The 24,744-nt window shown below is 68.0% G+C and carries 26 protein-coding genes; 17 read left to right on the top strand and 9 right to left on the bottom strand.

Annotated elements, in window-relative coordinates; translation table 11 throughout:
* Positions 1-3: 3 nt before the first annotated feature.
* A complete protein-coding gene (locus tag OP497_RS08785) occupies positions 4-1,071 on the top strand; it encodes an NAD(P)H-dependent glycerol-3-phosphate dehydrogenase (RefSeq protein WP_280547824.1) in 1,068 nt (355 codons plus the stop codon).
* Positions 1,064-1,546 carry a histidine phosphatase family protein gene (locus OP497_RS08780; protein ID WP_280547823.1) on the top strand — a complete coding sequence of 161 codons (483 nt, stop codon included), beginning with the start codon at positions 1,064-1,066 and terminating at the stop codon, positions 1,544-1,546. Before OP497_RS08785 ends, OP497_RS08780 begins: the two co-directional genes overlap by 8 nt.
* Here OP497_RS08780 and OP497_RS08775 read toward each other — a convergent pair.
* Positions 1,543-2,490 (bottom strand): AEC family transporter, encoded by a 948-nt coding sequence (locus tag OP497_RS08775; RefSeq protein ID WP_280547822.1) that lies wholly within the window; start codon positions 2,488-2,490, stop codon positions 1,543-1,545. The two genes, OP497_RS08780 and OP497_RS08775, sit on opposite strands and share 4 nt — an antisense overlap.
* Before the next feature lie 245 nt (positions 2,491-2,735).
* Between OP497_RS08775 and OP497_RS08770 the strand changes: the two genes are divergently transcribed.
* Genes OP497_RS08770 through OP497_RS08760 form a run of 3 tightly spaced genes read left to right on the top strand, consistent with a single transcriptional unit; the run spans position 2,736 to position 5,520 of the window.
* Positions 2,736-3,551: an alpha/beta hydrolase gene (locus tag OP497_RS08770; protein ID WP_280547821.1), complete on the top strand. Its 816-nt coding sequence runs from the start codon at positions 2,736-2,738 to the stop codon at positions 3,549-3,551.
* Positions 3,548-4,438 (top strand): alpha/beta hydrolase, encoded by an 891-nt coding sequence (locus tag OP497_RS08765; RefSeq protein WP_280547820.1) that lies wholly within the window; start codon positions 3,548-3,550, stop codon positions 4,436-4,438. The genes OP497_RS08770 and OP497_RS08765 overlap by 4 nt, the downstream gene beginning before the upstream one ends.
* Complete coding sequence (locus tag OP497_RS08760) at positions 4,435-5,520, top strand: patatin-like phospholipase family protein (protein WP_280547819.1); 1,086 nt, start codon at positions 4,435-4,437, stop codon at positions 5,518-5,520. The genes OP497_RS08765 and OP497_RS08760 overlap by 4 nt, the downstream gene beginning before the upstream one ends.
* Before the next feature lie 6 nt (positions 5,521-5,526).
* Here OP497_RS08760 and OP497_RS08755 read toward each other — a convergent pair whose 3' ends face one another.
* Positions 5,527-6,105 carry a Smr/MutS family protein gene (locus OP497_RS08755; RefSeq protein WP_280547818.1) on the bottom strand — a complete coding sequence of 193 codons (579 nt, stop codon included), beginning with the start codon at positions 6,103-6,105 and terminating at the stop codon, positions 5,527-5,529.
* 117 nt (positions 6,106-6,222) lie between these two features.
* Between OP497_RS08755 and prmB the strand changes: the two genes are divergently transcribed.
* From prmB to phaC, 5 genes are all read left to right on the top strand, one after another.
* Entirely contained in the window at positions 6,223-7,179 is a 957-nt protein-coding gene (gene prmB / locus OP497_RS08750) for a 50S ribosomal protein L3 N(5)-glutamine methyltransferase (RefSeq protein ID WP_280547817.1), read from the top strand.
* 30 nt (positions 7,180-7,209) lie between these two features.
* Positions 7,210-8,295 (top strand): chorismate synthase, encoded by a 1,086-nt coding sequence (gene aroC, locus OP497_RS08745; RefSeq protein WP_280547816.1) that lies wholly within the window; start codon positions 7,210-7,212, stop codon positions 8,293-8,295.
* A gap of 57 nt (positions 8,296-8,352) precedes the next feature.
* Positions 8,353-8,805: a hypothetical protein gene (locus OP497_RS08740; RefSeq protein WP_280547815.1), complete on the top strand. Its 453-nt coding sequence runs from the start codon at positions 8,353-8,355 to the stop codon at positions 8,803-8,805.
* Between the two features lie 130 nt (positions 8,806-8,935).
* The gene (locus OP497_RS08735) at positions 8,936-9,379 is read left to right on the top strand and encodes a phasin family protein (RefSeq protein ID WP_280547814.1); all 444 of its coding nucleotides are present in this window, start codon (positions 8,936-8,938) and stop codon (positions 9,377-9,379) included.
* 174 nt (positions 9,380-9,553) lie between these two features.
* On the top strand, positions 9,554-11,395 hold the full coding sequence (phaC, locus tag OP497_RS08730) for a class I poly(R)-hydroxyalkanoic acid synthase (RefSeq protein ID WP_280547813.1): 1,842 nt from the start codon (positions 9,554-9,556) through the stop codon (positions 11,393-11,395).
* Between the two features lie 188 nt (positions 11,396-11,583).
* Here phaC and lnt read toward each other — a convergent pair whose 3' ends face one another.
* The 5 genes from lnt to miaB form a co-directional block, all read right to left on the bottom strand.
* Positions 11,584-13,050: an apolipoprotein N-acyltransferase gene (gene lnt / locus OP497_RS08725; RefSeq protein WP_280547812.1), complete on the bottom strand. Its 1,467-nt coding sequence runs from the start codon at positions 13,048-13,050 to the stop codon at positions 11,584-11,586.
* A 28-nt stretch (positions 13,051-13,078) separates the two neighbouring features.
* The gene (locus OP497_RS08720) at positions 13,079-13,948 is read right to left on the bottom strand and encodes a transporter associated domain-containing protein (RefSeq protein WP_280547811.1); all 870 of its coding nucleotides are present in this window, start codon (positions 13,946-13,948) and stop codon (positions 13,079-13,081) included.
* Complete coding sequence (gene ybeY / locus OP497_RS08715; RefSeq protein WP_280547810.1) at positions 13,945-14,448, bottom strand: rRNA maturation RNase YbeY; 504 nt, start codon at positions 14,446-14,448, stop codon at positions 13,945-13,947. Before ybeY ends, OP497_RS08720 begins: the two co-directional genes overlap by 4 nt.
* On the bottom strand, positions 14,445-15,542 hold the full coding sequence (locus OP497_RS08710; RefSeq protein ID WP_280547809.1) for a PhoH family protein: 1,098 nt from the start codon (positions 15,540-15,542) through the stop codon (positions 14,445-14,447). The genes ybeY and OP497_RS08710 overlap by 4 nt, the downstream gene beginning before the upstream one ends.
* Before the next feature lie 73 nt (positions 15,543-15,615).
* A complete protein-coding gene (miaB, locus tag OP497_RS08705; RefSeq protein ID WP_280547808.1) occupies positions 15,616-16,959 on the bottom strand; it encodes a tRNA (N6-isopentenyl adenosine(37)-C2)-methylthiotransferase MiaB in 1,344 nt (447 codons plus the stop codon).
* A 203-nt stretch (positions 16,960-17,162) separates the two neighbouring features.
* Here miaB and OP497_RS08700 point away from each other — a divergent pair, with 203 nt between their 5' ends.
* On the top strand, positions 17,163-17,792 hold the full coding sequence (locus tag OP497_RS08700) for a TIGR04211 family SH3 domain-containing protein (RefSeq protein ID WP_280547807.1): 630 nt from the start codon (positions 17,163-17,165) through the stop codon (positions 17,790-17,792).
* A gap of 22 nt (positions 17,793-17,814) precedes the next feature.
* Complete coding sequence (locus OP497_RS08695; RefSeq protein ID WP_280547806.1) at positions 17,815-18,441, top strand: thiopurine S-methyltransferase; 627 nt, start codon at positions 17,815-17,817, stop codon at positions 18,439-18,441.
* A gap of 6 nt (positions 18,442-18,447) precedes the next feature.
* Here the strand turns inward: OP497_RS08695 and OP497_RS08690 are convergent, their stop codons facing one another.
* Entirely contained in the window at positions 18,448-19,038 is a 591-nt protein-coding gene (locus tag OP497_RS08690; protein WP_280547805.1) for a YajG family lipoprotein, read from the bottom strand.
* 122 nt (positions 19,039-19,160) lie between these two features.
* Between OP497_RS08690 and OP497_RS08685 the strand changes: the two genes are divergently transcribed.
* The 3 genes from OP497_RS08685 (at position 19,161) to OP497_RS08675 (ending at position 20,671) form a co-directional block, all read left to right on the top strand.
* Positions 19,161-19,586, top strand: coding sequence for a GNAT family N-acetyltransferase (locus OP497_RS08685; RefSeq protein ID WP_280547804.1), 426 nt, complete (start codon positions 19,161-19,163; stop codon positions 19,584-19,586).
* 81 nt (positions 19,587-19,667) lie between these two features.
* On the top strand, positions 19,668-20,366 hold the full coding sequence (gene rpe / locus OP497_RS08680) for a ribulose-phosphate 3-epimerase (RefSeq protein WP_280547803.1): 699 nt from the start codon (positions 19,668-19,670) through the stop codon (positions 20,364-20,366).
* 8 nt (positions 20,367-20,374) lie between these two features.
* Positions 20,375-20,671: a GIY-YIG nuclease family protein gene (locus tag OP497_RS08675; RefSeq protein ID WP_280547802.1), complete on the top strand. Its 297-nt coding sequence runs from the start codon at positions 20,375-20,377 to the stop codon at positions 20,669-20,671.
* Between the two features lie 26 nt (positions 20,672-20,697).
* On the opposite strand, the gene OP497_RS08670 is transcribed toward OP497_RS08675, so the two are convergent.
* Positions 20,698-21,996, bottom strand: coding sequence for an NAD(P)/FAD-dependent oxidoreductase (locus OP497_RS08670; protein WP_280547801.1), 1,299 nt, complete (start codon positions 21,994-21,996; stop codon positions 20,698-20,700).
* A 106-nt stretch (positions 21,997-22,102) separates the two neighbouring features.
* On the opposite strand from OP497_RS08670, the gene gph reads away from it, so the two are divergent.
* Both gph and trpE read left to right on the top strand, forming a co-directional pair.
* Complete coding sequence (gene gph / locus OP497_RS08665) at positions 22,103-22,978, top strand: phosphoglycolate phosphatase (RefSeq protein WP_280547800.1); 876 nt, start codon at positions 22,103-22,105, stop codon at positions 22,976-22,978.
* A gap of 253 nt (positions 22,979-23,231) precedes the next feature.
* Entirely contained in the window at positions 23,232-24,719 is a 1,488-nt protein-coding gene (trpE, locus tag OP497_RS08660) for an anthranilate synthase component I (RefSeq protein WP_280547876.1), read from the top strand.
* The last annotated feature ends 25 nt before the right edge of the window (positions 24,720-24,744 follow it).

Genomic DNA, 24,744 nt, shown 5'->3' with positions numbered 1-24,744 from the left:
ACCATGTCAGACCAATCCATGCGCGTGGCGGTGCTCGGCGGCGGCAGCTTCGGCACCGCCCTGGCCAGCATCGCCGCCGACAACGGGGCCGAGGTGCACCAGTGGTTGCGCGACCCCGACCTGGCGGCACAGATCACTCGCGAGCACCGTAACGGCCGTTACCTGCCCGACTTCACCATCAATGCCGCGGTGGTGGCCTCCACCGAGATGGCCGAGGTCCTCGAAAGCGCCGAGCTGGTGCTGGTGGCCATTCCCTCCAAGGCCTTCCGCGAGGTGGTGCGCCAGGCGCGGCCCTTCCTGCACGAGGCGCAGATCCTGGTCAGCACCACCAAGGGCATCCAGGAGGAGGGCTTCAAGCTGATGAGCCAGATCCTCGAGGAGGAGACCGGCTTTGCGCATATCGGCGTGATCTCGGGGCCCAACCTGGCCTCGGAGATCGCCGCCAAACAGCTCACTGCCACGGTGATCGCCAGCGACGACCCGCAGACCCGTACCCGCGTGCAGACCGCCCTGGGCTGCGACTATTTCCGGGTCTATGCCAGCAACGACCGCTTCGGGGTGGAACTGGGCGGGGCGCTCAAGAACATCTATGCGATCGCCGCCGGCATGGCGGCGGCGCTGGGCATGGGCGAGAACACTCGCAGCATGCTGATGACCCGGGCGCTGGCCGAGATGAGCCGCTTCGCGGTGGACCAGGGGGCCAACCCCATGACCTTCCTGGGACTCGCCGGGGTGGGCGATCTGATCGTCACCTGTTCCTCGGCGCTGTCGCGCAACTATCGGGTGGGCCAGGCCCTGGGCGAGGGCAGGACCCTGGACGAGGCGGTCGAGGCCCTGGGCCAGGTCGCCGAGGGGGTCAATACCGTGCGCCTGGTGCGCGACAAGGCCCACGAGGACGGCGTCTACATGCCGCTGGCCGAGGGTCTCTACCAGGTACTGTTCAAGGGCGTGCCGGCCCGGGACATGGCGCGACTGCTGATGCTCGGTGAGCAGAGCAGCGACGTGGAGTTCGTGCTGCCGCGCAAGGACGTACAGCAGGATCGTCGCGACGGGGGCGAGCGCCATGGCTGAGCGGCTGTTGATCATGCGCCACGGACAGGCCGGCCAGGGCCGGCCGGATGCGGCGCGCGAGCTCACTGGGCAGGGCGACCGGGAGGCGGCCTGCATGGCGCGCTGGCTCGCCGCCCGCGAGGACCTGGATCTCACGCGCCTGCGCCTGCTGGCCAGCCCCTATGTGCGGGCCCGACAGACGGCGGCGCGGATCGCCGAGCCCCAGGGGCTCGCGGTCGAGTCCCTGCCGATCATCACCCCCGACGATCCCCCCGAGGCGGTGGTCGAGTGGCTGCTCGGCGAGCCCGATGACCGGCCACTGATGCTGGTCAGCCACATGCCGCTGGTCGCCGCCCTCACCGGCCTGCTGGTGGAAGGGCGAGGCGATCGCGGCCCCGGCTTCCCCACGGCCGCCGTGGCCGAGCTCGATGCCGAGGTATGGGCAGCAGGCTGCGCCCGACTTCTCGGTTTCACGGGGCCAGCCGACCTTGGTTAGATCAGGCCGGCGGCCCTGAGCCCGAAGGCCCCCAGGGTGATGGTCAGGCTGGCCATCAGCGTGGTCAGGGCGATGATGTTGGCGGTGAGGATCTCGTCGCCGCCCATGGCCTTGGCCATGACGAAGGCCGCGGCGGCGGTGGGGCTGGCGAAGAACAGGAACATCACCCCGAGCTCGCGTCCCTCGAAGCCGACGCCCCAGGCGGCGCCGGTGGCCAGGGCCGGCAGGGTGACCATCTTCATCAGGCTGGCGCTGATCGCCAGCCGTCCCGAGTCGCGGATCTCGCCAAGCGACAGGGTGGCGCCGATGCAGATCAGCGCCAGGGGCAGGGTCAGCGAGGCGAAGTAGTCGCCGGAGGTCATCAGCCAGCCGGGCAGGGGGAGGCCCAAGGCAGCCACGGGGACGGCGGCGACCACCGCGAGGATCAGCGGGTTGGTGGCGATATGCCCGAGGATGCTGCGCCAGTCGGTGTGCCGGCCCTCCTGGTAGCTGGCCAGGGCGATCACCGAGAAGGCGTTGTAGGTGAGGATCACCACCCCCAGAAGCAGGCCACCGGCGGACAGCCCGTAGTCCCCGTACATGCCGGCGGCGAGCGCCAGGCCGACGATGCCGCAGTTGCCGCGAAAGGCGCCCTGGACATAGACGCCGCGCTCCTCACGGGGCACGCGCAGGACCGCCCAGCCCCAACTGAACAGGAAGCTGCCCAGGGTCGCCAGGGCGAAGGTGCCCAGCAGCGCCGGGTTCAGGGTGGCCGCCAGGTTGGCGCGGATGATGCTGAGAAAGATCAGCGTCGGCAGGGTGGCCTTGAAGACCAGCATCGAGGCGGTGGCGACGAAGGCCTGGTCAATCCAGCCGGCGCGCTTCAGGCCGAGGCCGATGAACACCATGGCGAAGACCGGCAGGGTGATCTCCAGGGTCCGCAGGAAGAGGGTCGAGAGCTCCATGGGGGCCTGGCCTAGCGCGCCAGCCAGAGGCCGACGATCACGGCGGTGATCACGGTGATGAAAAATACCCGATTGCGGGCGCGGGTATCTCGGGCGGGCTTGCGGGGATCTTCCACGGGGGCTCCTGTCGATTGGCCTGTCGCCGCCGGGCGACTTGGCGGATCATGGTAATCCCGTTAGCCTGCTATCGCCAGAAGGGTGCCGGCCGGGCACCCGCGAGCAGGACCCGCGAGCAGGAAGAGTTCATGAGCAGATCCGACCACGCCTCACGCATTCCCCTCGTCTTCGCCCACGCCAACGGCTTCCCGGGCCAGAGCTACCGCAGCTTCCTGGCGCCGCTGGTTGAGCGGTTCGACGTGCATCCGCTGGATCGCCTGGGCCATCATCCCGATTTCCCCGTCGGCCACAACTGGCTGGCCCTGCGCGACGAGTTGCTCGAGCACCTGGCCCGCTTCCCGGGCCCGGTGGTCGGTGTGGGCCACTCCATGGGTGGCGTGCTGATGGCCATGGCCGCCGAGCGCGCGCCAGAGAGGTTCCGCTGCGTGGTGATGCTCGACCCGCCGCTGATGCTCGGCCTGGACGCCCTGGTCATGAAGGCCGCCAAGCGGCTGGGTCTGGCCGATCGCGTCACGCCGGCCGGCCGCACCCTGGGGCGTCGCGACAGCTGGCCCAGCCGGGAGGCGATGGTCCAGTACCTGCGCCGCCGCGGGCTGTTTCGCGGCTTCACCGATCGAGCCCTTCACGACTACGTGGACGGCGGCACCCGGGAACTCGACGATGGCCGCGTGGTGCTGATCTACGATCCCGACATCGAGGTGCAGATCTTCCGCCACCTGCCCGATCACCTGGATGACCTGCCCGCACGGGTTCAGGTCCCTCTCGGCGTGCTCGCGGGCCGCGAGTCCCGGGTGCTCACCGCCCACCGCCGGCGCCGGCTGCGCCGCCGAGGGGTGCGCGTCGCCGAGGTCTCGGGGGGGCACATGTTTCCCATGGAGGTCCCCGAGGAGACTCGCACGGCCCTGGTGGACATGCTCGACGACCTGCTGGAGCCGCCGGCATGAGCGAACTGCGTTCCCTGAGGCTGGCCGGGGGCCGCCTGGCGGCGCTGGCCTGGGGCGATGACCAGGCCCCCACCTGGTTGGCGCTGCACGGCTGGCTGGACAATGCCGCCAGCTTTTCACGCCTGGCGCCGCGGTTGGTCGCCGCCCTCGGCATTCGACTGGTGGCCATCGACTTCGCAGGTCATGGCCTGTCCCGCCACCGTCGTGGCGACTATGCGCTCTGGGACTACTGCCACGACCTCCTCGATGCCTGCGACCACCTGGGCCTCGCGCGGGTGCCTCTGCTGGCCCACTCCATGGGGGCCGGCGTGGCCTGCTTGACGGCCGCCGCCCTGCCGGAGCGCGTCGAGTCACTGGTACTGCTCGACGGCTTGGGGGTCTTGACCACCGAGGCCGACGAGGCGTCTGCCCAGCTGCGCAAAGGCCTGCTCGCCGATCGACGCCCTCTCTCGCCGGCGCCGCGCTATCCTGATAGTGAGACCGCCGTGGCGGCGCGGGTGGCCGGCGGGGCGACGCCCATCGATGCCGAGACGGCGCGCCCGCTGGTGTCACGTAACCTCGAGGCGTTGCCCGATGGCCATGTACAGCTGCGCACCGATGCCCGGCTGTTGCGCCCGTCCTTGGTGCGGCTCTCGCCCGCGCAGGTGGACGCCATGCTGACGGCGATCCGTTGCCCGGTGCTGTTGGTGGAAGGGGGAACCGGCATTCTCGGAGAGCGGACTCGGGCGCGCCAGGCCCGGTCGGCGGTGACGAGGCTGACACGCGTCGTGTTGCCGGGGGGCCACCACCTGCACCTGGAACCATCGGCGGTCGCCGGGGTGGCGGAGGCCATCGTCGAGTGGCACGACAAGCGGGACGTGGCAGACGAGAAGGAGGATGTGCGATGAGCCAGCAGCGAGAAGCCGAGGAGTCAGGGCAAAAGAGCGTGGCGCTGGTGCTTGGCAGCGGTGGCGCGCGCGGCTATGCCCATATCGGGGTCATCGAGGAACTCGAGGCGCGGGGCTACCGGGTAGTGGCGATCTCCGGTTGTTCCATGGGCGCCGTGGTGGGCGGCGTCTATGCGGCGGGGGAGCTGGCCGCCTACCGCGACTGGGTCTGCCGGCTGGACTACTTCGACGTACTCAAGTTGGTCGATGTCACCTGGAGTCCCATGGGGGCCATGAGGGCTAACAAGGTGATGGACAAGCTCGAGAGCCTGATCGGCGATACCCGCATCGAGGACCTGGCGATCCCCGTGACCACCGTGGCCACTGACCTGACCCGCCAGCGCGAGGTGTGGTTCCAGAGCGGCTCGCTGATCGAGGCGCTGCGCGCTTCCATCGCCGTGCCCGGGGTGATCACGCCGGTACATCGCGGCGACCAGGTGCTGGTGGACGGCGGGCTGCTCAACCCGCTGCCGATCATCCCCACGGTGTCGGCCCAGGCGGATTTCGTGCTGGCGGTGAATGTCACCGCCCATAGCCCGCGCCCGGTGACCCTGGAGGAGCTGCTGCCCCCCGAGGAGGTCGCCGAGGAGCAGGCGCGCGAGAAATCCCGGGATGCCGGTGGCGTCGACTTCGCCAGCTGGATCAACGGGGTTCGCGGGGCAGCCCGACGACTGTTTTATGGCTTCGGCAACAACCATGACAGCGACAGTGGCGACAAGAGCGAGGTGGAAGCGGCCCTGGAGGGCGGTCGCCGCGAGTGGGGACGGCTGGACATGGTGCTGGCCTCCTTCGATATCACTCAGGCGGCCCTGGCCAAGTACAAGGTGGCGGGCTACCCGCCGGATGTGCTCATCGAGGTGCCCAAGACGGTCTGTGGTGCCTACGAGTTTCATCGCGCCGAGGCATTGATCAGCCTCGGCAGGCACCTGGCCGTGGAGGCGCTGGACCGCTTCGAGGGGCGTGCCCATCCCGGCTGGGGGAGCCCGTCCATCGTCGTTGAAAGGCCCGCCAAGGAAAGTCAGGAAGGAGATGAGGTGTCCTGAGCGGTGTCAGGCCTGGTGGCCGCGCCGCCTGAGCAACACGTAGACCGCCCCGGTGCCGCCGTCGATCGCGGTCGCCGAGCAGAAGGCCAGTACGCTGGGCCACTCCCGCAGCCAGGCATTCACGTGACTCTTGATCACCGGGTAGTCGCTGGTGGTGCCCCAGGCCTTGCCGTGCACGACCAGCACGCAGCGTCGGCGGCGCGTCGCGGCGTCGCGCAGGAAGGCCTCCAGTTCCTGCCGGGCCTCCTCAAGGGTATGGCCATGCAGGTCGAGCCCCGCCTCCCAGCCGATGCGTCCGCGCTTGAGCTGCTGGCGGGTGCGCCAGGGCAGGTCGGGCAGCGCGAAGTCGAGGAACTCGGAGGGCCGCACCGGCTCCACCCGGCCGTCAGAGGTGCGACCGGCCGCGGCGAGGTCATCGCTGGCCGAGGTCGCGGCGGCCCGTCGCTCGGCCGCGGCGGGGTCCCCCTGGCGCCGCCGACCGGGGTCGGCCCGGTTGTTGACGATCGGGCGTACGCCGGCGTCGCGCAGGGCTTGGCGAAAGGCGCTGATCTCGTCCTCGTCCGGGGGATGGCGGTCTCGGCTCATGGGGCATTCGGCTTGTGAAGCAAAGCGCCAGTATACCGCCCCTGCCGTGGCTGTGAACCGCGGGCCCGGTTACAATCGTGTCTCGTCTCACCGAACCCTCCGACTCCAGGATGCCCCGTGGCCGAATCTCTCCCTGATGCGTCTTCCTCCACCCTCGTGCTCAGCGACCAGGCCCTCGCCGAGGGCCTGATCACCCTGCGTGACTGCCTGCGCTGGGCCGCCAGCGAGTTCCACCTGGCGGGCCTCTTCTACGGCCACGGCACCGATTCCGCCTGGGACGAGGCCGTGGCGCTGACGCTGGGCGCCCTGCACCTGCCCTGGAACGTCGACCCGGCGGTGCTCGAGGCGCGGCTGCTGCCCATGGAGCGGGCTCGCATCGTGGCGCTGGTGCGGGCCCGCATCGAGACCCGCCGCCCGCTGCCCTACCTGCTGGGCGAGGCCTTCTTCGCCGGGATCCCCTTCAGCGTCGATGAGCGGGTGCTGATCCCCCGCTCGCCCATTGCCGAGCTGATCGAGCATGGCTTCGCCGCCTGGTTCCCCGTCGAGCCGCCGGCGCGGGTGCTCGACCTCTGCACCGGCTCGGGCTGCATCGGCATCGCCACGGCGCTGCACCTGCCCGGCTGCGAGGTCGACCTGGCCGACATCAGCCCCGACGCCCTGGCCGTGGCCCGGCTCAACATCACCCGCCACGACGTGGGCGAGCGGGTGCGGGCCGTGGAGTCCGACCTCTTCGCGGGGCTCGCCGGGCAGCGCTATGACCTGATCGTCTGCAACCCGCCCTACGTGGATATCCGCGACCTGACCACCATGCCCGCCGAGTTCCGCCATGAGCCGGCCCTGGCACTGGGCGCCGGGGCCGACGGACTGGATATCGTGCGGCGCATCCTGCGCGAGGCCCGCGACTACCTCGGCGAAGCGGGCGTATTGATCGTCGAGGTCGGCAACTCCGATCACCACCTGGAGGCCGCCTTCCCCGAGGTGCCCTTCCTGTGGCTCGAATTCGAGCGCGGCGGCCAGGGGGTGTTTGCCCTGACCGCCGCGGAACTCGACGCCCATGCGGCGTCCTTCGCCTGATTCCCATCTCCCGACCCAGGAGAAGCGCCCATGTCCGGCAACACCTTCGGCAAGCTGTTCACTGTCACCACCTTCGGCGAGAGCCATGGTCCTGCCCTGGGGGCCATCGTCGATGGCTGCCCGCCGGGACTGCCGCTCACCGAGGAAGACCTACAGCGCGACCTGGATCGCCGTCGCCCCGGCAGTTCTCGCCACACCACCCAGCGGCGTGAGCCCGACCGGGTGCGGATCCTCTCCGGCGTCTTCGAGGGAGTGACCACCGGCACGACCATCGGCCTGATGATCGAGAATATCGACCAGCGCTCCAAGGACTACTCGAAGATCAAGGACCAGTTCCGCCCGGCCCACGCCGACTACAGCTACCACCACAAGTACGGCATTCGCGACTATCGCGGCGGCGGGCGCTCCAGTGCACGGGAGACCGCCATGCGGGTGGCGGCCGGGGCCATCGCCAAGAAGTATCTTGCCGCCCAGGGAATCGCCATCCGCGGTTACATGAGCCAGCTCGGCCCGATCGCCATCGACTTCAAGCAGTGGGAGGCGGTAGACGACAATCCCTTCTTCTGTCCCGACCCGGACCGCGTGCCCGAGCTCGAGGCCTACATGGACCAGCTGCGCCGCGACCAGGACTCGGTGGGGGCGAAGATCAGCGTGGTGGCCGAGGGGGTGCCGCCGGGGCTCGGCGAGCCGGTGTTCGACCGGCTGGATGCCGAGCTGGCCCACGGCCTGATGAGCATCAACGCGGTGAAGGGGGTGGAGATCGGCGACGGCTTCGCCGCCGTGGCGAGCCGCGGCAGCGAGCATCGCGACGAGATGACCCCCGAGGGCTTCCTCTCCAACCATGCCGGCGGGGTGCTCGGCGGTATCTCCAGCGGCCAGGTGATCATCGCCCATCTGGCGCTCAAGCCTACCTCCAGCATCACCACGCCCGGGCGCAGCATCGACGTCCACGGCCATCCGGTCGAGGTGGTCACCAAGGGGCGTCATGACCCCTGCGTGGGCATCCGGGCCACGCCCATCGCCGAGGCGATGATGGCGCTGACCCTGATGGACCACCTGCTGCGCCACCGTGGCCAGAATGCCGAGGTCCAGGTTTCTACCCCGCGACTGCGCTGAGCCGTGCCACCCGGCATGGCTGCTACACTTGAGGGGACCATCCACAAGAGTGACGCCATGAAGATCAACGTCGAGTTTGACCTGACCCCCGAGGAGTTTCGCCAGGCGCTGGGCCTGCCTGACGTGGAGGCCTTCCAGAAGGACCTGCTGAACCGTATCTACAAGCAGATGGAGTCGGGAACGGAAGGGTATGACCCGATGAGCCTGATGCAGCCCTTCCTGCAGCAGCCAGGCTTGTCCCAGAATCTCTCACAGGGCCTCTCCCAGGGCCTGTCCAGCTTCGGCAACTACCAGCAGATGATGCTCGACATGCTGACCAAGGCCGCCAGTTCCGCGGGAAGCGGCAGCGGGGCCGCGAGCGGAGACCAGGAGGGAGGCCAGGATGCGGATGCCGGACAGGCCGAGAGCTCGGGAAAGAGCGGCGGCGGCTCAGCGAGTAAGTCCAGCGCCGGCAGCACCTCCCGCAACTCCACGGCCAGTGCGCGCTCCCGCAGCAAGCGCGAGAGCTGACGGCGCAAGCTGACGGGCGCATTCGACCTTCGCGGGCGGCGTCAATCCGGTTGCAACAGAAGAGGTGGCAGACTAGGCTTTGTGCAGTGCAATAAATCGTTCGTTACCGATCCTCGAGGAGGAGTTCGACATGCAAGACCAAGACAAGATGATCGACGCATTCAACGAGCAGACCCGCCAGTTCTTCGAGCCGATGCGCAAGCTCAACTCGCTGATGCTGAACAACATGGAGAAGATGACCCAGTATCAGATGGAGTCCATGAAGCGCTACAGCCAGATGGGTACCGAGCGCATGCGCGACGCCAGCGAGGTCAGCGATGCCGAGAGCATGCGCGACTTCGGCACTCGCCAGACCGAGATGATGAACGAGCTCTCCAAGCAGATGCTCGAGGATGCCAAGGCGATGAGCGAGATGAGCCTGGAGTTCAAGGCCGAGCTCGAGAAGCTCTACGCCGAATCGGGCAAGCAGCTCGCCGAACAGGCCGAGAAGGCCGGCCAGGCCGCCAAGAGCGGCGCACCGGCGTCGGATGAGCCCGCCAAGGCGACCAGCCAGTCCACGTCGCGCAAACGCTGATATCACGGTAACCTAGCGCCTGTCCGGTGCCCGGGTCACGGGGGCCGGACAGTGCCGTTGTTGGCCATGCCTTGCCCGCGCAAGATGGTGCGGTAATAGACGTATATGGCCTAAGGCCGGTGCCAGTGTCCGGCCGTCAGCAACACCGGCCTTCATGAATAACAGGAGGGGTCAATGCAGTCAGGGGTGCAAGCACCGACACAGGTCGAGCTCGAGGCGTGGAACGCCCAGCTCGCCGCGATCGGCGAGGAATACAAGGCCTTGATGCAGGATCTGCTGGCGCGCATGGTGCCCAGCGATGCCGCGGAATCGGTCCATGACGACATGCGCCAGTGCTTCCAGGCCGGTGCCCAGTCGCTGATGCAGAACCCGCCCCTGCTGTGGCAGACCCAGTCGCGGCTGCTCCAGGACCAGTTCCAGCTGTGGCAGCAGTCGCTGCGCAGCCTCGCCGGCGAGGAGGTCGAGCCGTTGATCACCCCGGGCAAGGGCGATCGCCGCTTCCGGGATGATGCCTGGCGCGACGATCCCTATTACCTGGCGATCATGCAGCAGTACCTGCTGTTCTCGCGCATGGTGGAAGAGCTGATCGAGCGCCTGGATGGCCTCTCGGAGGACCAGAAGCGCAACCTCGGCTTCTACGCCCGCCAGCTGGTCAATGCCATGGCGCCGACCAACTTCGTCACCACCAACCCCGAGGTGATGCGCAAGACCATGGAGACCCGCGGCCAGAATCTGGTCGAAGGCCTGGCCCGGTTGCGCGAGGACCTGGCCAACTCCGCCGAGGGTCTCAACGTCACCATGACCGATCGCAGCGCCTTCGCGATCGGCGAGAACATCGCCGTCACCCCCGGGGCGGTGGTCTTTGAAAACGAGCTGATCCAGCTGATCCAGTACACGCCCACCACCGAGCAGGCCTACAAGACGCCGCTGCTGGTGGTGCCGCCCTGGATCAACAAGTACTACATCCTCGACCTCCGCCAGGATAACTCTCTGGTGCGCTGGCTGGTGGAGCAGGGCCATACCGTCTTCCTGATCTCTTGGCGCAACCCTGGGCCGGAACAGCGGGATCTGAACTGGGCCGACTATATGCAGCTGGGCCCTATCGACGCCATGGGTGCCATCGAGCAGGCCACTGGCGAGAAGTCGGTCAACCTGATGAGCTACTGCATCGGCGGGACCCTGGCCGCCTCGACCATGGCTTACCTGACCAGCACCCGGCGGGGCCGCAAGGTCAAGTCGGTGACCTATATGGCCACCCTGCAGGACTTTCGTGATCCGGGCGAGATTGGTGTCTTCCTCTCCGAAACGGTGCTCGACGGCATCGAGGCCAAGCTCGAACGTGACGGCTACCTCGACGGCCGCGTCATGGCCTACTCCTTCAACCTGTTGCGCGAGAACGACCTCTTCTGGTCCTTCTACATCAACAACTACCTGAAGGGCGATGCCCCGGCCCCCTTCGACCTGCTCTACTGGAACACCGACGGCACCAACCTGCCGGCCGGGACCCACGCCTGGTACCTGCGGCACATGTACCTGGAGAACCGCCTGGTCCAGCCGGGTGGCATCGAGCTCGACGGGGTCAAGATCGACCTGCGCAAGATCTCCACACCGAGCTACTTCATCTCCACCCGCGAGGACCACATCGCCAAGTGGAACAGCACCTACTACGGCGCCCTGTTGCCCAAGGGGCCGGTCAAGTTCGTGCTGGGCGGCTCCGGCCATATCGCCGGCATCGTCAACCCGCCGAGCAGGAACAAGTACGGCTACTGGACCAACGACGCGCTGCCGTACACCGCCGAGGAGTGGCTGGAGGGTGCCGAGCAGCATGAAGGCTCCTGGTGGCCCCACTGGCAGGCGTGGATGACCGAGAACGGCTATGTGGACACCGAGAAGTTGGTGCCGGCTCGACAACCCGGCGATGGCGAGCTCGATATCCTCGAGCCGGCCCCGGGACGCTATGTGCGCATGACCATTCCCGAGGTGCTGGGCGAAAACCCGACTTCGTCGGAAGCCTGAAGCTATAAGCTGGAAGAGCGGCGCTTCGCGCCTGGAAGCTGGAAGAACACACAACCCCGCCGTAATGGCGGGGTTGTGTGGTTATGGGCTAGGCGTATGCTGCCTTCGAGCTTCGAGCTTCGAGCTTCGAGCTTCGAGCTTCGAGCTTCGAGCTTCGAGCTTCGAGCTTCGAGCTTCGAGCTTCGAGCTTACGGCTTCCGGCGCAGCCGCAGCCCCGCCAGTACCAGCAGGGCGGCCAGCAGCCAGGCGGGCCAGCTGCCCGTGCGGGTGAAGGGGGTGAGGCCTTGCATGGGCGTGACCTCGCCCTCGAGCACGGTGGCCTCGAACTGCGGTGCCCGGGCCGTGACCCTGCCCCGGGGGTCGATGAGGGCGGTGACGCCGTTGCTGGTGGCACGCACCACCGGGCGGCCGTTCTCCAGGGCCCGCAGGCGGGCCATCTGCAGGTGCTGCAGTGGCCCGATGGAGGCACCGAACCAGGTGTCGTTGGAGACCGTGAGCAGCACCCCGGCATCGCGGGCTCGCGAGGCCACCAGGTCGGCATAGATGATCTCGTAGCAGATGGCGTTGCCGAGGGTCAGCTCACCGGCGCGGATCGGCGCCTGGTCGGCCGGACCCGGGGTCATGGTCGGTGCCGGCAGATCGAAGAAGGCGATGGCCCCGCGCAGCAGGCTCTCCAGGGGCAGGTACTCGCCGAACGGCACCAGGTGGGCCTTGCGATACTCGCCCTCCACGTCGCCCCGGCCGACGACGCTGTTGTAATAGAGGCCGCCATCGTCGCGCTGCAGGACGCCGGTCAGCAGGTCGGTGCCCGTCGGCAGGCTGGCCAGGGCGCGCTCGAGGATGGGCGCGGCCTGGTCCTCGAACATGGGCAGGGCGGCCTCGGGCCAGATCACCAGGTCGACGTCTTCGCCCAGTCCGCGGGTCATCGAGAGATAGGTGTCAACTGCACGGCGCTGCCCCTCGGGGGTCCACTTGATCAGTTGGGGGAGGTTGCCCTGCAGCAGGGCGACGCGTACCGGTTCGCCGGCGGGGGAAGACCACTGGGCGGGCAGGGCCAGCGGCACCAGCCATAGCACGGCGAGCGGCGCGGCGGCCCACCAGCGGCGCCGCAGGACCTCCACGCCCAGGCTGCCCGTCAGGGCGGTGATCAGCGTCAGCAGGTAGATGCCGCCCACCGGCGCCCAAGGGGCGAGGGGCGAGTCCACCTGGCCACTGCCCAGCAGCAACCAGGGGAAACCGGTGAACAGCCAGGTGCGCAGCCATTCGCCGAGCACCCAGGCGCCCGCAAAGCTCAGCGCCGCCAGGCGCGGCCCGCACAGCCGCCGGTAGAGCCACAGGGTGACGGCGAAGAACAGCGCCAGGCCGGCGACGAACAGCGCGGTGAGGAAGAGCGCCAGGAGCACGCCGGTGTAGCCGTAGTCATGGATCGAGACGTAGACCCAGGAGGCCCCGGAGCCGAATAGCCCCAGGCCATAGCACCAGCCGCGAAGCGCCGCCTGGGCGGGCGTCAGCGCATGCAGGCCCAGGTAGACGAGGCCGGCGGCTACCGGCCCCAGCCACCAGAGCGTGAAGGGGGCGGCACTCAGGGTAGTGAGGCCGCCGGCGAGCAGGGCTGCCAGGCAGCCCAGTGACGGGGTCAGGCGGGCGTCAGCCATGGGGTCCATCCGTGGTCATGGGGGCGCGTCACTCCTCGGCGCTCTCCTCGCAGGGCTCGGCCTCGAGCAGGCGGATGCGACGGTTGTCGGCGTTGAGCACCGTGAAGCGCCAGCCACCGATCTCGGTGTGCTCGCCGCGTCCCGGCAGGTGGCCGAAACGCTGCATCACCAGGCCGCCGAGGGTATCGAACTCGTCGTCCGAGAAGCGAGTGTCGAAGCGGTCGTTGAAGTCCTCGATGGTGGTCAGGGCGCGAATGGCATAGCGCTCGTCCCCCAGTGCGCGGATATCGATCTCTTCGTCGATGTCGTGCTCGTCCTCGATCTCGCCGACGATCTCCTCGAGGATGTCCTCGATGGTGACGATGCCCGCCGTGCCGCCATACTCGTCGACCACCACCGCCATGTGGTTGCGGGTGTCCTGGAACTCCTTGAGCAGGCTGTTGAGGCGCTTGGATTCGGGCACGAACATCGCCGGTCGCAGCACCTCGTCGAGCTGGAAGGGCAGGCCGTTCCCCTGGCCGCCGCGCAGCAGCGGCAGCAGGTCCTTGGCCAGCAGGATGCCCTTGACCTCGTCGAGGTTCTCGCCGATCACCGGATAGCGGGAATGGCCGGTCTCGAGTATCACCGGCAGATATTCCTCGAGGGGCTGGTCGAGAGCGATGGCGGTGATCTGGGAGCGCGGGATGAGGACCTCGCGCACCTGCTGGTCGCTGATGTTCAGGGCGCCCTCGATGATCATCATGGCGTCCTGGTCGAGCTTGAGGCGCGAGCCTGCCTGACGCAGAAACTCCAGCAGTTCGTCGCGGGAGCTGGGTTCATCGCTGTCGCTGGACAGGGCGCTGAACAGCTTGTCGAGCCAGGACTTGCTGCCCTGGCTGCTCGATCGATCTTCGCTCATGCGTCGGCTCTCTCGTCCTCGGTATCGGAATCGCGATTCGACGGCGCATAGGGGTCGGCGATCCCCAGCGACGCGAGTATCTCACGCTCGAGGGCTTCCATGGCCTCGGCCTCGGTGTCCTCCAGGTGGTCATGGCCTAGCAGGTGCAGGGTGCCGTGGACCACCATGTGAGCGTAGTGAGCGCGCAACGACTTGTCCTGCTCGGCGGCCTCGCGGGCCACCACCGAGTGGCAGACCACCAGGTCACCGAGCAGCGGCAGTTCGACCCCGGGCGGGCTCTCGAAGGGAAAGGACAGCACGTTGGTGGGCCTGTCCCTGCCGCGGTAGTCGCGATTGAGGGTCTGGCCCTCGGCTTCGTCGACGAAGCGGATGGTGAGCTCATGGCGTGGCTCATCGGCATGGCGCGCCAGCACCGCGGCCACCCAGGCCTCGAGCTCGCCCTGGGCCGGCAGGCCGTCGGCCTCGAGGGCGACCTGGCGGTCGATGAGGAGGGGGCTCATGAGTCGGCAGGCCCCTGGTCGTCGTGGCGTTGCTTGTCCTGCCGGGCGCGCTCCAGGCGATCCTGTCGCAGGAGCTCGCGCTCCTCGCGCTGGGCGCGCTCGGAGGCTTCCTGTTCGGCCTCGAAGTGGTCATAGGCCTCGATGATGCGCTGCACCAGGGGGTGGCGCACCACGTCCTTGGCGGCGAAGTGGGTCACGCCGATGCCGGGGGTCCCCTTGAGCACCTCGAGCACCTGGATCAGCCCCGAACTCTGGCCGCGGGGCAGGTCGACCTGGGTGACGTCGCCGGTGATCACCGCCGTGGAGCCGAAGCCGATGCGGGTCAAGAACATCTTCATCTGCTCGCGGGTGGTGTTCTGGCTCTCGTCGAGGATGATGAAGGCGTTGTTGAGAGTGCGCCCGCGCATGTAGGCCAACGGGGCGATCTCGATCACCTGGCGTTCGATCAGCTTGGCCACCTGCTCGAAGCCGATCATCTCGTAGAGGGCGTCATAGAGCGGGCGCAGGTAGGGATCGATCTTCTGGGCCAGGTCTCCGGGCAAGAAGCCGAGCTTCTCGCCGGCCTCCACGGCCGGGCGCACCAGCAGGATGCGGCGCACTTCCTGTTGGTTGAGCGCCTCTACCGCCGCCGCCACGGCCAGGTAGGTCTTGCCGGTGCCCGCCGGGCCGATGCCGAAGTTGATGTCGTGGGCGCGTATGCTCTGCACGTAGCCCTGCTGATTGAAGCCGCGGGGCTTGATCAGCGTGCGCGGGGTCCGCAGCAGCACCTCGTCCTCCGGCTCGCCGCCTTCCTCCTCGTCCAGCGCCTCCAGGCCCGACTCCTGCAGGAAGAGGTGCACGGTGTCCGGCTCCAGGTCGGTGGCCTCGGTCTCGCGGTAGAGGTGTTCCAGCACGTTGGCGGCGGCCTTGACGCGATGGGTCGGTCCGGCGAGCTGGAAGATGTTGCCGCGGTTGCGAAGCGTGATGCCGAGCCGCGACTCGACCAGCTTGAGGTGCTCGTCACGCTGGCCGCAGAGGTTGGCTAGGCGACGCGGGTCGTTGGGCTCGAGGTTCAGGGTGACGATGCGGTTGGCCGGAGAAGATGGCTGGCTCAAGACAGGGGAATCCGTGCAGGGAGAATGTAGGGTCAGCTTACTGCCCCGGCGCTGGCCGGGGCAATCGTGACACTCAGAAGCGAGCGGGGGAGGCCAGTTCGCCGCGCAGCGAGTTGGGCAGCGCCTCGCTGATCTCCACGTCGACGAAGACGCCGATCAGCTCGAAGGGGTTGGCGGCACGGAAGTTGACCACGCGGTTGTTCTCGGTGCGCCCGGAGAGCTGGCCCGGGTCCTTCGGCGAGAAGCCGGTGACCAGGATGCGCTGGGTGGTACCCACCATGCGCCGGCTGATCTGCATCGCCTGCTGGTTGATGCGCTCCTGGAGGATCGCCAGGCGCTGCTTCTTGATGCCTTCCGGGGTGTCGTCCGGAAGGTCGGCCGCCGGCGTACCGGGGCGTGCCGAGTAGACGAAGCTGAAGGAGTGGTCGAAGCCGATGCGGTGGATCAGGTCCATGGTGGCCTCGAAGTCCGCCTCGGTCTCGCCGGGGAAGCCGATGATGAAGTCCGAGGAGAAACTGATGTCCGGGCGCAGTGCGCGGATGCGCTCCATCTTGTCGACGTACTCCTCGACGGTGTGGCCGCGCTTCATGGCCGCGAGCACGCGATCCGAGCCGGCCTGCACCGGCAGGTGCAGGTGGCTGACCAGCTCGGGGATCTCCGCGTAGGCCTCGATCAGGCTGTCGGTAAACTCCACCGGGTGGGAGGTGGTGAAGCGGATGCGGTCGATGCCCTCTACCGCCGCCACGCAACTGATCAGCTCGGCCAGGTCGATCTCGTCGCCCAGCTGGTTCTCGCCGCGGTAGGCATTGACGTTCTGGCCCAGCAGGTTGATCTCGCGCACGCCCTGGTCGGCCAGGTGGATCACCTCGTCCATCACCGCCTCGAAAGGCCGCGAGACCTCCTCACCGCGGGTATAGGGCACCACGCAGAAGGTGCAGTATTTGGAGCAGCCCTCCATCACCGAGACGAAGGCGGTGGCGCCGTCGGAGCTCGGCTTGGGCAGGTGGTCGAACTTCTCGATCTCAGGGAAGGTGACGTCGACCACCGAGATCTGGTCGTTGCGGCGCGAGTCGAGCATGGACGGCACCCGATGCAGGGTCTGGGGCCCGAACACCATGTCGACATGGGGCGCGCGCTTGCGCAGCGCCTCGCCCTCCTGGCTGGCCACGCAGCCCCCGACGCCGATCACCAGGTCGGGGTTGGCCTCCTTGAGCTTCTTCCAGCGCCCCAGCTGGTGGAACACCTTCTCCTGGGCCTTCTCGCGGATGGAGCAGGTGTTGAGCAGGATGACGTCGGCATCGCGCTCGTCGTCGGTGAGCTCGAGCTGGTGGGATTCGCCGAGCAGATCCGCCATGCGCGCGGAGTCGTACTCGTTCATCTGGCAGCCGTGCGTCTTGATGAAGAGTTTCTTCGCCATAAGAATAGGTCGCGGCTTCTGGCGCGACGGTGCACCGTTGGATGGACGTTGGCGGGCGGCCGAATGGCCACCCGGGACAAGACCCGCCATTATACGCCGCGGCCGCCATCGGGGCCAGCTGCCGGCCGGCGCGACTGTGGTACCCTGTGTGCCTTACGCGACAGAGCCGCTCCACGCGAGCCTTGGACAGCCAGGACAACGGCATGACGATACACAGACTCAAGATTCTGACACTGGGCGTGGCGCTCGCGACGCTCCCCCAAGCCCTGCATGCTCAGGAGGCGGCCAACGCCACCGCCTGGGTGTCGGACGAACTTTCTACCTATGTGCGCAGCGGCCCGACCGACGGCTACCGAATCATCGGCACCCTGACCGCCGGTGAGCCGGTGACGGTCCTGGAGACCAGCGGCGACTACAGCCGGGTGGAAGACGGAGACGGCGACACCGTCTGGGTGCTCAGCCGCGAGCTGCAGGAGGCCCCCAGCGCCCAGCAGCAACTGCCGGCGCTGGAAGCCCGGGTGGAGGAGCTGACCAATGAGCTTTCCGGCATCAACGACACCTGGGAGAGCCGTACCGCGTCGATGACCGAGACCCTCGAGGTCCGCGAGCAGCGCATTGCCGAGCTCGAGGCGCGTAACGCGGCGCTCGAAGGGGAGACCGAGCAGTCGCGCGCCACCATCCGCGAGCTCCAGGCCCGCCTGGATACCCAGGAGGAAGACTTGCTGATGCGCTACTTCATGTACGGTGGCGGGGTTGCCGGGGCCGGCCTGCTGGTGGGGTTGATCGTGCCCCACCTGCCGCGCCGTCGCCGCAAGCGCGATCGCTGGTTCTGATGCCGGCTTGGCTGGGGGAATGATGGCCAACGAATGGCGGGAGCGCTGGCGCGAGGGGCGCATCGGTTTTCACCGTGATCGGCCTCACCCGGCGCTGGTCCGTCACTGGCCTGGCCTGGGAGTGCGGGCCGGCACCAAGGTGCTGGTGCCGCTGTGCGGCAAGAGCCTGGACATGCGCTGGCTGGCGCGCCATGACCACCCGGTGTTGGGCATCGAGCTGGCCGGGCAGGCCATCGAGGCGTTCGTCGCCGAGGGCGTAGGGGAGGTGACCCGCTATCGCCAGGCCGGCTTCGACATCTGTCGCCAGGGCAGCGTGGAGCTGTGGTGCGGCGACTTCTTCCACTTTCATATCGAACAGGCGGCGGAGATCGGGGCCTTCTACGACCGCGCCGCCCTGATCGCCCTGCCGGCGGCCACCCGCCAGCGCTACGCCTTCCATCTTGCCCAGCTGATCTCCCCCGGTGCCCGAGGGCTGCTGATCAGCCTGACGCGCGGCCCCGGCGGGCCACCGTTCAGCGTCTCCGCCGAGGAGGTGCGCGAGCTGTTTGCGCCCAACTTTCGCGTCACCCACCTGGAGGACGGCGAGCCGGAGCCCAGCGGCTTTCGCGAGAGTGCCTGGGCGCTGGAGCGCCGCGGCCCGCTGGTCTGAGCGGATTCAGCGCGCCAGCAGTCGTCCCAGCTCGGGGTCGCGGAAGGCGCGGTCGAGGCCATCGGAGAGCAGCTCGTTGACCATGCGGGTGTTGGCCTTCTTGTCGGGGCGCATGGCATAGCTCTGGGTGCGGCGCGAGGTATAGGTGCCGGCATAGGTGTTGCCGGCGTTGATCGCCTCGGCGATCAGTACCGCCTCGAGCCGTGCCTCGTCGATAAGGGGACGGCTCTCGCCACGCTCGTAGCCCAGGTGATCCAGGGTCAGCGTCAGGCTGGGGCGTCCCTCGGCGCGCGCCGTGGTCGGGGTGAAGCCCATTTCCCGCACGGCGCGTTCCGCCTCCGCCTGCAGCCGCGGCACCAGTTCGTGAACGTTGACGGTGATCACGGCGGTGGACATGGCGCTGCCGGTGCGGGTGCCGATCACCTCGCTGTCGCGGCCATCCACGGCGGTGACCGTGACCGCCTGGCCGCTGCCACTCTGCGGCACCCGGGCGGTGCGCTTGGGGTCGAGCTGCAGGTAGTGGGGGCTGGCACAGCCGGCCAGCCAGCCGGTGGCGAGGAGCAGGGCACAGGCCCCCAGGACGTGACGACGCTGCATGGAAGGTCTCCCGATGATGGCAGGACATCGAGTATATCCCCCGGCCCTAGGCGCGGGAACCGCTGTCGCGACCCGTTCCGTGCGAGCGGTTACACTGCAGGGATAGCCACAGGAGCCGCGACATGATCCGACCCGCCACCCGGGAGGAGTTCCCACAGCTTGTCGACATCTGGCTGCGTGCCTCTCAGAAGGCCCACCCGTTCATCTCCGAGGCCTGCTGGAGGGCACGTGCCGATGACATGGCGCTTCGCCGCCTGCCCGCCTGCGAGGTGCAGGTGCTGGAGGCTGGCCGACGCGTGATCGGCTTCTGCGCCATGCATGGTGACCGCCTCGAGGCGCTGTTCGTCGACCCCGAGGTGCAGAGCTTCGGGCATGGCACCGGCCTGATGGCCCACGCCATGGAGGGCCACCGCACCATCACCCTCTGGGTCTATTCCCGCAACGTGCGCGCCGTCTCCTTCTACCGGCGGCTGGGCTTTTGCATCGTCGATGAGCGTGAGGACCCGGAGACCGGGGAGCAGGAGTCGCTTATGGCCTGGTCACGCTGAGGCGTCTGGCGAGGTCCTGACCCTCGTGGGGCTCTGGTAGAATGCCCGGGATCGCCTGCCCACCCCATGACGGACGACCCCATGACCGACACGACCCGCGACTTCCTGATCGCTCCTTCCATCCTCTCCGCCGATTTCGCCCGGCTGGGCGCGGAAGTGGATGATGTGCTGGCCTCCGGCGCCGACATCATCCACTTCGACGTGATGGACAACCACTACGTCCCGAACCTCACGATCGGGCCGATGCTCTGCGAGGCCCTGCGCAAGCATGGGGTGAGCGCGCCCATCGACGCCCACCTGATGGTCAGGCCGGTGGATCGGCTGATCGGGGACTTCATCGACGCGGGGGCCAGCTACATCACCTTCCACCCCGAGGCCTCGGACCATATCGACCGCTCCCTGCAGCTGATCCGCGACGCCGGCTGCCGGGCGGGCCTGGTGTTCAACCCGGCCACGCCGCTCACCTATCTCGACTACGTGATGGACAAGGTCGACATGATCCTGCTGATGAGCGTCAACCCGGGGTTCGGGGGCCAGTCGTTCATCCCCGGGACCCTGGACAAGCTGCGCGAGGCGCGGCGGCGCATCGATGCCTCGGGTCGCCCGATCCGCCTGGAGATCGATGGCGGGGTGAAGGTCGACAACATCGCCGAGATCGCCCGGGCCGGGGCCGATACCTTCGTGGCCGGCTCGGCGGTGTTCAAGGCGCGCAACGAGGCCGACCCGCACCGCTACGACAGCGTGATCCGAGAGTTCCGCGACCAGCTGGCCAGGGCATAGGGCGCCCCGTGGAGGAGTCGCTCCCCGCTCCCCTATGGCACCTCTATCTGGTGGAGACCGCCGGCGGTGCGCTGTACACCGGGATCACCACCGACGTGGCCCGACGCCTGGCCGAGCACCGTGCCGGCCGGGGGGCCAAGGCGCTGCGCGGCAAGGGGCCGCTGGTGCTTCGCCACCAGGAGCCCGTCGGCAGCCGCGGTGAGGCCTTGCGCCTGGAGGCACGCCTGAAGCGCCTGACCGCGTCGGCCAAGCGCACCTGGCTGACAGAGCGCAAGGCGGCGACGGCAGAGGTCCTGCTGACCTGATGACCTGTCCGGATGAGGCGCCTGGGTCAGTGAAGCTTCATGCGCGGCTTGAGGAAGCGGTTGATGCCATCCACCACCACGATGAGGCCCGTCTTGAGGGTGCCGTGGATGGCGCGCTGGTGCATGCGGTAAAGCGAGGCATAGAAGAACTTCGCCAGGTGTCCCTCGATGAACAGGCTGCGTGCCGAGGCCCCGCGCATCAGGCTGCCGACGGCTTCGAAGTGCGCCAGCGAGATCAGCGACCCTCGGTCCCGATAGACGAAGGGCTCGAGCGGCTTGCCGTCCAGTTGGGCGAGCAGGTTGCGATAGAGCGTCGAGACCTGCTGGTGGGCGGTCTGGGCGCGCGGGGGCACCGTGCTGCCATCTCCCTGGGGGCAGCTGGCACAGTCTCCCATGGCGAAGACATGGGGATCCTCCGTGCTCTGCAGGGTCGCGTGGACCTTGAGTCGGTGGTTGGATTCCGTCGGCAGTCCCAGCTCGGAGAGGAAGGGCGGGGCCTTGATGCCGGCCGCCCAGACGCCGAGATTGATGTCGATGCGCTGGCCATCGGCGGTATGAATCGCGCTGGCCTCTACGCGAGTCACGCGGGTGGCAGCATGAAGTTTCACGCCGAGGCCCTCGAGTTCCTGATGGACCGCCTGACTGATGCGTTCGGGCAGGGCCGGCAGGATCCGGGGGGCGGCTTCGATCAGGTGAACCTCGAGGTGGTCACTGTCCAGGTCCGTGACGCCGTAGCTGTGCAGCATGCGCGAGGCTTCATGGAGCTCTGCCGCGAGTTCCACCCCGGTGGCGCCGGCGCCGACGATGCCGACGACCATGCGGGCATGCCGTTCACTGCCCGGGTCGCTGTGACGCAGGAAGGTGTTGAGCATGTCCCGGCGGAAGGCTTCGGCCTGTTGCGGGCTGTCGAGGAAGTGGCAGTGCTCGTCGACGCCCGGCGTGCCGAAGTCATTGCTGACGCTGCCCAGTGCCAGCACCAGAAGGTCATATTCCAGCGTGCGAGAAGGCAGCACTTCGCTGCCCTCCTCGTCGAGGATGGGGGCCAGGGTCAGAGTCCTGGCCGTGCGGTCGACGTTACTGAGGGTGCCGCGCTGGAAACGGTAGCCGTGGTGGCTGGCATGGCCCACGTAGGCGATCTCGTCGAGTCCCGAGTCCAGCGCCCCGGTGGCGACCTCATGCAGCAGCGGCTTCCAGATGTGCGTGGCATTGCGGTCGACCAGCACGATCTCGGCGCGCCCGCGCCTGCCGAGCTTGCGGCCGAGCCGCGAGACCAGTTCGAGGCCGCCGGCGCCACCTCCGACCACGACGATTCTTGGCACACTCATGCAGCGACTCCAGTAAGGGAAGGGTCTCCAGCATAAGCCCTTGCCCGATTTCCTGCCCATGGCCTGTCCGGCATAATGGCCGCCCGACTGCATCGCGAGAGGCATCATGCACCCCATACTGAACGACATCCGCCTGGTGACCTTCGACCTGGACGGCACCCTGATCGACTCGGTGCCTGATCTGGCCTTGGCCGTGGACGCGGCGCTGGCCGATCTGGGCCTGCCCGCTGCCGGCGAGACCAGGGTCCGCGACTGGGTGGGCAACGGCTCGCTGGTGCTGATGGAGCGGGCGTTGCGGTTCGCAACACAGGTTAGCGAGGTGCCGGGGACTGATCGCAGAGGGGGTCCTATGCCAGGGGTGAGGAGCACTGCTCCGAACGGGCTGGCCATGGATGGCCAGCACCGGCCCTGCGAGCGAAGCGGGACGCGAGAGCGAAGCAGGGCATCGGTAGCGCCCAGGGAGGGGTTCACAGCGCCCCCTCGTAGATCAGTCGCCGGAAAAGCCTCGCGTGAAGGCGGTGAAGAAATCGATAAAGTGTTGCTGGAGCAGGCCCACACCGACTTTCTTGACCACTACGGTCGCGACCCAGGCGCTCATACCCGGCTCTATCCCGGGGTTCGTGAAGCGCTGGACGGCCTGCGCGATCGGGGTCTTCCGCTGGCACTGGTGACCAACAAGCCGAGCGCCTTCATCGCGCCGATCCTCGAGGCCTTCGGCCTGCAGGCGCACTTCGGCCTGTGCCTGGGAGGCGACAGCCTGGCGCAGAAGAAGCCCGACCCGGCCCCGCTGTTGCATGTGGCAGCCCACTTCGACATCTCACCCTCGGCCTGCCTGATGGTCGGTGACTCTCGCCACGACATCGAGGCCGGACGCGCCGCGGGGTTTCGCACCCTGGCCGTGCCCTACGGCTACAATCACGGCGAGCCAGTGCGCGACAGCGGGCCAGATGGCGTGGTTGAATCGCTGGCGGAACTCGTTTAACGTGATTTTGGCTAATGCTATAAGCGCGGCCCAATCAATATGTTATTGCTATAAGACGCGGAAACCCCTTGATGATCAGCCGCACGAAGCCGGACACCCTCTCGACCGCTGGTGGCGCCATGGCCGCCGTACGACGCCTGCCCCGTTCGCCTGCCCGCGGCGGCTGGCGATGGTGACGCTCGCCTCGCGAGCCTGATCCGCGGCGCTTCTGCGCCCACCATTGCCAACCCGTCATATCGAGGACCCGGGCATGATGACTCCCGAACGCTTCCGCGAGCTGGCCGACGCCGGCTACAACCGCATCCCGGTCACCCGCGAGGTGCTGGCCGATCTCGACACGCCGCTCTCCACCTATCTCAAGCTGGCCGACGAGCCCTGGACCTTCCTGCTGGAGTCCGTGCAGGGCGGCGAGAAGTGGGGTCGCTACTCGATCATCGGGCTGCCCTGCCGCGAACGGCTCGAGGTCCGGGGCTTCACCGTCAGCCATATCATCGATGGCGAGCTCCAGGGCGCCGCCGAGGTGGAGGATCCGCTCGAGTGGATCGAGCAGTTCCAGGCCCGCTTCAAGGTGCCACGCCTCGATGAGCAGCCGCGCTTCGACGGGGGCCTGGTGGGGTACTTCGGCTACGACACCATCCGTTACATCGAGCCGCGCCTGCGGGGTGTCGAGAAGCCCGACCCGATCGGTGTGCCGGACATCCTGCTGATGGTCTGCAACGACCTGGTGGTGTTCGACAACCTCTCCGGGCGACTGGCGCTATGGACGCATGCCGACCCCGCCGAGCCTGAGGCCTACGCCCGCGCCCTGGACCGGCTGGAACGCCTGGAGATCCGCCTGCGCAGTGCCACCTTCAACACCATCAGCCCCGGTACCGGGCGCGCCGCGGTGGAGGAGGGGCACTTCACCTCGGGCCTCACCGAGGAGGGCTTCAAGGCGGCCGTGGAGAAAATCAAGGAGTACGTGCTGGCCGGCGACGTCATGCAGTGCGTGCCGTCCCAGCGCATGTCGATCCCCTACCAGGCGCCGCCGCTCGACCTCTACCGGGCGCTGCGCAGCCTCAACCCCTCGCCCTACATGTTCTACCTGAACCTGGGCGATCATCAGGTGGCGGGCTCCTCGCCGGAGATCCTCACGCGGTTGGAGGACGGCGAGGTCACGGTGCGGCCCATTGCCGGCACCCGCAAGCGCGGCCACAGCGAGGAGGAGGATCGTGCCCTGGAGGCCGACCTGCTGGCCGACCCCAAGGAGCTCGCCGAGCACCTGATGCTGATCGACCTGGGGCGCAACGACGTGGGACGCATCAGCGAGACCGGCTCGGTGAGGGTGACCGACAAGATGGTGGTGGAGCGCTACTCCCACGTCATGCACATCGTCTCCAACGTCGTCGGACGCCTGAAGCCGGGCCTTTCCGCCATGGACGTGCTGCGCGCCACCTTCCCGGCGGGCACCGTCTCCGGCGCCCCCAAGATCCGCGCGCTGGAGATCATCGACGAGGTGGAGCCGGTCAAGCGCGGTGTCTACTCCGGTGCCGTGGGCTACCTCTCCTGGCACGGCAACATGGACACCGCCATCGCCATCCGCACGGCGGTGATCAAGGATGGCCAGCTGCACGTGCAGGCCGGCGCGGGCATCGTCGCCGACTCGGTGCCCGAGATGGAGTGGCAGGAGACGCTCAACAAGGGCCGCGCCCTGTTCCGCGCCGTGGCCATGGCCGAACGCGGCCTGGACAACCTCGAGTGACCCCTGATTCCTGTCGCCCGGCGCT

The organism is Halomonas sp. 11-S5, assembly GCF_029889825.1.
GTDB lineage: Bacteria > Pseudomonadota > Gammaproteobacteria > Pseudomonadales > Halomonadaceae > Halomonas.
This window is presented reverse-complemented; position numbering and strand designations above follow the sequence as displayed.